Source organism: Terriglobia bacterium, from assembly GCA_020072815.1.
Taxonomy (GTDB): domain Bacteria; phylum Acidobacteriota; class Terriglobia; order Terriglobales; family Acidobacteriaceae; genus Angelobacter.
In genome coordinates this window covers 316719-322828 of sequence record JAIQGE010000006.1, presented here as the reverse complement: position 1 = coordinate 322828, position 6110 = coordinate 316719, and the positions used below count along the sequence as shown (strand labels likewise).

Annotated in this window: 4 protein-coding genes; 2 read left to right on the top strand and 2 right to left on the bottom strand. The window is 58.7% G+C overall.

The annotated features are described in order from the left end of the window. Window positions 1–33: 33 nt before the first annotated feature. Window positions 34–3606, bottom strand: a complete 3573-nt coding sequence (locus tag LAO20_10320) for a carboxypeptidase regulatory-like domain-containing protein (GenBank protein MBZ5531816.1) — start codon at window positions 3604–3606, stop codon at window positions 34–36. 568 nt (window positions 3607–4174) lie between these two features. Between LAO20_10320 and LAO20_10315 the strand changes: the two genes are divergently transcribed. Continuing rightward, window positions 4175–4327 carry a hypothetical protein gene (locus tag LAO20_10315; protein MBZ5531815.1) on the top strand — a complete coding sequence of 51 codons (153 nt, stop codon included), beginning with the start codon at window positions 4175–4177 and terminating at the stop codon, window positions 4325–4327. A gap of 126 nt (window positions 4328–4453) precedes the next feature. After that, window positions 4454–4828 carry a response regulator gene (locus LAO20_10310; protein MBZ5531814.1) on the top strand — a complete coding sequence of 125 codons (375 nt, stop codon included), beginning with the start codon at window positions 4454–4456 and terminating at the stop codon, window positions 4826–4828. Between the two features lie 25 nt (window positions 4829–4853). Here the strand turns inward: LAO20_10310 and tsaD are convergent, their stop codons facing one another. Next, entirely contained in the window at window positions 4854–6008 is a 1155-nt protein-coding gene (gene tsaD / locus LAO20_10305; GenBank protein MBZ5531813.1) for a tRNA (adenosine(37)-N6)-threonylcarbamoyltransferase complex transferase subunit TsaD, read from the bottom strand. Window positions 6009–6110: the final 102 nt, after the last annotated feature.

Sequence of the window (6110 nt, the reverse complement as noted above, 5' to 3'; positions counted from 1 at the left end):
GCCGGCGGGGGTTATCAGAGTGTTGATCTCTGGTTAGAAGGTGACTTTGCCGCCAATAAACAGTACGCGGCCGCCAGCGGCCGTGACGGAAGGATTGGCGAAATCGCCGCCAAAGAGGCCGCGACCAGCGAATTCCACGTTAGGAACGACGCTGCCGAAGTTGAAGTGGTTGAACGCGTTGTTGACAGTCGCGTGCATCTCAAACGCCGAGTGCTCAGCGAACTTGATGCTCTTGAACACGGAGAAGTTGGCAATGTTGGAAATGGCATCGCGCTGGGGGTTGCGCGGTGAATTGCCGAACGGCGTGCCGAACACCTGTTGAGCAGTGCGGGCGTTGATGATGAAGCGAATGTCATTGTTAGTGACTGTGGTGATGGTGTTGTGGTTCAGATCGTTCACGCTGACCAACGCGGTCGGGGTGGCGGTCGCCAGGGTGCACAGAGCGGTCTTCTGGGCGGCTGAAGTGAAGCCACCAAAGAAACCAGCGTTTCCGTACGCGCAACCATCGGCCGCGAATACGCCAATGGTGTTCGCCGGGGCGTTCTTGTTCCCGTAGAACAGGCGAGCGCTGTCGCCGACGAAGGCGCTGACAAAGGCCGAGTCATACGGGTTGCCGAACGGGTTGGGCGCCGCGGCGATGCCGAGCGATTCGCCACCTTGGATTGGCGTGTATCCCTGGCCGGAAGCCAGCAGATAATCAGCCGACATGGCCCATCCACCCAGAACGTGTCCCATCCAACCGTGCTGTTCCTTGAAGAATGGGAGTTGCTCGGTGAACTGGACGGTCCAAACGTTGGGGATATCCAAGCCGGAGATGGAGCGCTCCGCGCCGCCAGTCTGGAACGGGTTCTGGGCGGCGAACAAGGTGTTGCCGGCAGTGCCCGTGGCAAAGATTTCGCTCACGTTGTCCAGGTTCTTGCTGAAGGTATAGCCCGAACGGATGAACAACTGTTTGAACAGGTTGGCGGCCCGGAACTCTACCTGGACGCCGTGGTAGTCAGAGAATCCGCCGTTGTTGCGGGTACGGACAACGCCGAAACCGCAGCTCAGGCGACCCACGTCAGTTCCCACAGTGCTGGGCGGGCCCTGCTGCGTAGTCGCCGCACAGGAAGGCGTGCCGGCAGGCAGCAATCCAAATTGCAACTGGCCCGGATTAGCAGCGGTACCCACGTAGGGGTTGCCGTCCACCGTCTGGAACAGGTTGGTGCCCTTGTTGCCGACGTAGCGGGCTTCAATGACCGAGTTCTTGGTGATCTCGCGCTCAAAACCGAAGCTCCAGGTGTGCACCTTATCCGGACCAAAATTCGGGGTGATCTGGGTTTCGTTCTGAGTGCGTGGATCAAACGTGTTGGGCAGCAGGTTGGCCGCCAGCGCGGAACGCACGTTGGGACCCGTAGGAATCGCCGGCAACATGTTGGCGTTGAACCCAGAGGTAATCGTCTGGAGGAACGTCATGGGTGACGAAGACGACATGTTGACGAAGATGTTGTAGAACGGCGGATCATACAGCAGGCGATAGCCGCCGCGGATTACGGTTTTGCCGTGGCCGGTGATGAAGCCGCCCCACTGCGGGGAATAAGCAAAGCCGGCGCTGGGACCAAAGCTGTTCATCACGCTGGGAATCTTCGGCGTGGTGCGCTGATCCAGAGGCAGCGACGTCAGCCAGAAGGCCGTCGCCGGATTGGACTCACGCGGCGTGGTCAGATCGTTGAACAGGTTGGAAGGCGTTCCGTAGTAAGTCCAGGTGACGCCCAGGTTCAGGGTCAGGTGCTGGCCCAGTTTCCAGTCGTCGCCGGCATACAGGAACGTATCGTACTCACGGAAATCCAGATTCGGATTGCCGTTGGCGATCTGCACGCGGTTGGGCGTGTAGGTGGTCAGGAAGCTGTTCAAGTTAGCAAAACGATAGGCCCCGTTGACGATCGGCAGGAAGACGTTAGGAGAGCGCTGGTAGCTGAAGTTCGCGCCGGCCTTCAACGAGTGCTTGCCCATCACGTAGTTCCAGTTGTCCTGCCCCTGCCATGTGTTTACCAGGCGGGATTGCGGCAGGTTGGTAGCCGGCCCGATGCTCAGCGCCCCGCCAGCCTGAAAGGTGATGTTGGTTAACGCTTCCAGGATGTTGCCCGGGCCAGGCTCGAACGGATTGAAGCCACCGCCGAACTGCACGTTGAGTCGCCCGAAGCTCACGCGCGACTCATTGACCATGTGCGCGCCGAAGTTGCGGGTCCAGCTAATCAAAGCAGCCTGGCTCAAAGCCGGAACGTTGATCAGCCAGCCGGCAGCGCCGTTGTCATTGCTGTTGAAGGTGTTGTTGCGGTTGAACAGGTAGCGCCCCATGATGTTGTTGGCGCCGGACTGCCAATCGGAACGCATAATGAAGTCATAACCGTGGAACGGAGTAGGCAGAACGCGAGTCACGCCGCCCACCTGAACACCATTGGGATCGGCCGGGTTCGCAGCAACACAGCTTCCGATAGTTGCAAAAGATGTATTTCTGGGCGTGGGGTTGCCGCCAAAGGCATACGGCCCGAACTTTTGCAGGATGCCGAGCGCCCGGGGATCAACGCCGCAGGACCCCAACTTGGCCAGACCGGCCGGCGTGGGCGACAAGGATGTAGTCGTGAAAACGCTCTGCGCGCCGATCAACTGGTCGTCAAAGCCGCCGAAGAAGAACATCTTGTTCTTCATAATCGGGCCGCCGACCGTACCGCCGGAGAATTCATTGTTGCTGCGCGGCGGGCCGGTGAACGGTGAGGTGGTTCCCGGCTTGTTGGTGTTCTTCTGGGTGTTGCTCAACGCGTTCAGGAAGTTGCTGTTCTCAACGCCGAAAATGCTGCCGTGCCAGGCGTTGCTGCCCGATTTGGTGATGATGTTCACCACCGAACCGGCGTTGCGGCCGTATTCCGGACCAAAGTTGTTGGTCACGATCACGTACTGGCCGACAAATTCCGTGTTGGACAGGAACAGCCCGGGACCGCCCACGCTGTTGTCATTGTTGTTCTGGCCGTCAATTTCCTGGTCGTTGTTGCGGCCGCGCAGTCCGTTGCTGGAGAAGCCGGTGCCGTTGGTGTTGGAAAAGTTGTCACTGCGAGTGGCGGTGACGCCGGGCACGAAAAGCGCCAGGCGATCCAGGCCTTCATTCTCCTGAATGCCGGCAAAGGTGTTCAGCGTGGTGCCGGACCAGGAACTGGTGATCTGCGATTCTGTGGGGGTAATGAGCGGAGCTTCCGCGGTCACTTCCACAGCTTCAGTCTTCTGGCCGATGACCATCTTGATGGAGCCCAGACCGGCGTCGCGGCCGGCTTCAACGATTACGCCCGGCAGAGAGGCAGTCTTGAATCCCTGAGCTGCAATCTCTACGGTGTAGGTCCCGACCGGTATGAGGTTCAGCCGGAAAAGACCTGAGCTGTCAGTGGTTGTGGGGAACACGATCCCGGTGGCCATGTTCTTCGCTTTTACCTGGGCGTTGGGTACCACCGCGCCTTGGGGGTCAGTCACTTGGGCCGAAATTGAGCCCTTGATGACCTGTCCCATGGCCGGCAGTGCACACGCCAGCACCAGGAAAGCTGCGACTAATACTGCAAAGCAGCGCAGTTTTGAATTCATCCTCTTGTCTCCATTGGTTGATGAGAATGGCAGCCGGAGGGATAACCCCTATAACTCATGACGAAGATACGCAAAAGCCCCCTGGTCCCCCACAGCAGTGCCTGCATTTATGTCCGCAATCGAGATACCAAGATTAACCGTTTTATTAATCAGTTACTTAAGGGAACTGGGCTAAGGTCATATACTCAATATTGAAGATCGCCCGACACCTATATACCAAATTTGGTAGATAGCAATGCAAGTCCCTTTAAAATCAAAGACATTCAAATTCCCCAGCGGCGACAACACTGGGCTTTACCAGCTTAAGGTGATTCGGCCACTTTGTTGTGAATACCCACCGGTTCCAGTCGTTTCAGCACAGGAAAGCGTGGATCGAAAGGCGCCTTCGCGATTTCATGCGGACCTTGACTGACAAGGCAGCAGCCTCGCAGAAACACTTGACAACCTACAGGACGGGCTTAAAATACCGGGAAATTCGCCCAACCGGCGCTATCAAGCGCGCCTTGGTACGAATATGGACCCGAATCAGAATTCACCCATTACGAACCGACCTCCCCAAAAAAAAGTTATGGAGAAGCTCTGCAGGCATCCGCGCGTGCGGGTTGTGGCCCGCGAAGAAGACGCTGAGTTCGTTGAATGCCAGGAATGTGGCGACGTTTTTGAAGCTAGCGAGTTCAGAGACATGGCCATTGAGGAAGACATCAAGCCGGAAGAAGCTTGAGTTTCCCTGTCCAGCCGCCTGGCGGCACAATGACTTTGGTACCGCCACAGGGTGATTTCCGGCTTGCCGCCGTGGGGCCGTATTGGTAATTTCTTATATAACGCTCCGCTCAGGGAAACAATCTAAATGGCTCTATCTGCCTTAGTCGTGGACGACTCCATGCTCATCCGCCACACGGTTTGCCGTGTGCTGGAAGGGCGCGGATTTCTTGTGGAATCTGCCACGAACGGCGTAGAGGCCCTGGAGCTTCTTGTCAACTTGCAGCCGGACCTGATCGTAACCGATCTGCAAATGCCCAAAATGGACGGTTACCAGTTCATGGCCGCGTTGAAAAAAGATCCGAAAACCGCCACCATCCCGGTGGTGGTGCTGGCGCAACGGCAGTCTACCGAGCAATCCACCGATGATCGCGCGCGCTGGGTGATTTTCAAAGACATTGATATCGCCGACCAGCTTCGCCGCGCCGTGGAAACTATTTTGCCGGCCAGCACAATCCGCTAGTTCCCTGCTCTCCGCCAGCAGCTCTTTACAATGCCAATGACGCGTCCGCGGAAAATTCCGCGTCCGCGAACTCGTGTGCCAGAAACTTGGGATAGGCCCCCGCGGCGATCATGGCGGCGTTGTCGGTGGACAGCCGTCGCGACGGGAAATAGACGGCCAGGCCGGCCTGCGCGCCTTCGCGAATAAAGTGCGAGCGCAGTTCGCTGTTGGCGGCCACGCCGCCGGTGACAAACAGCGTCCGCACGCCGCGCTCCTCGGCCGCCTCCAAGGTCTTGGACACCAGGTCTTCCACCACAGCCCGCTGGAATGAGGCCACCAGATCAAGCGTCTTTTTGTCGCACAGAGGAAGCACGTCGTCCGCTCGCGGCGTGGCCATGGCCGCCAGCGCCTGTTGCCGGGCGGCAATCGCCGGGCGCATGTTTTCCAGCTCCACGTAGCGCAGCACGGCGGTTTTGATTCCGCTGAAGGAAAAATCGTACGGCGTTTGCCGGTCTTTGGGTGTACCGCGATTGCGATGTTTGATCTGCGCGGAACCGAATTTCACGGCGCGCGGGTTGCCATGCGGCGCCAGCGCGTCAATCACCGGACCTCCGGGGTAGCCCAAGCCCAGCAGCTTGGCGACTTTGTCATAGGCTTCGCCGGCAGCGTCGTCGCGCGTGCGTCCGATGTTCTGATATCGCCAGCCAAGTTCGTGCTCTTCGGCAAGAAACAAATGGGTGTGCCCGCCGGAAACCACCAGCGCCAGCACGGGAAACGCGACATCAAAGCTGTGCCCCGGCCGCTCAGCTTGCAGCCTTTGCCTCTCTTCCAGCAACACAGCGTGGATGTGGCCTTCCAGATGGTTCACGGTGATCAGCGGTTTTTCCAGTGCGAAGGCCAGCGCCTTGGCGTAGCTGATGCCCACGAGCAAAGCTCCGGCCAGACCGGGCCCCTGGGTGACGGCGATGGCGTCCACGGTTTCATAGCTGCGTCCGGCTTGCTCCAGCGCCTGGCGGACCACTGGGACGATGGCTCGCAGATGCTCGCGCGAAGCCAGCTCCGGCACTACTCCGCCATAAGGCTGGTGCGTGGCAATCTGCGAAGAGACCACGTTGGACAACACGCGTTCTCCCGAGCAGACCACCGCGGCGGCGGTCTCGTCGCATGAAGTTTCAATTCCCAGAATGCAGGCGTCAGGCATATGTCTATATTATTTGATGAGGGCGGTGGCGAGCGCGACGCAGAGCAAAACTTACCGCGGATTTTCGCGGATGAACGCCGATCAGAAGACCGGTACCGGGGA

Excerpts from the sequence above, each read along its gene's own strand:
- LAO20_10320 (MBZ5531816.1), bottom strand. The coding sequence starts at position 3,606 with ATGAATTCAAAACTGCGCTGCTTTGCAGTATTAGTCGCAGCTTTCCTG.
- LAO20_10315 (MBZ5531815.1), top strand. The coding sequence starts at position 4,175 with ATGGAGAAGCTCTGCAGGCATCCGCGCGTGCGGGTTGTGGCCCGCGAA.
- LAO20_10310 (MBZ5531814.1), top strand. The coding sequence starts at position 4,454 with ATGGCTCTATCTGCCTTAGTCGTGGACGACTCCATGCTCATCCGCCAC.
- tsaD (MBZ5531813.1), bottom strand. The coding sequence starts at position 6,008 with ATGCCTGACGCCTGCATTCTGGGAATTGAAACTTCATGCGACGAGACC.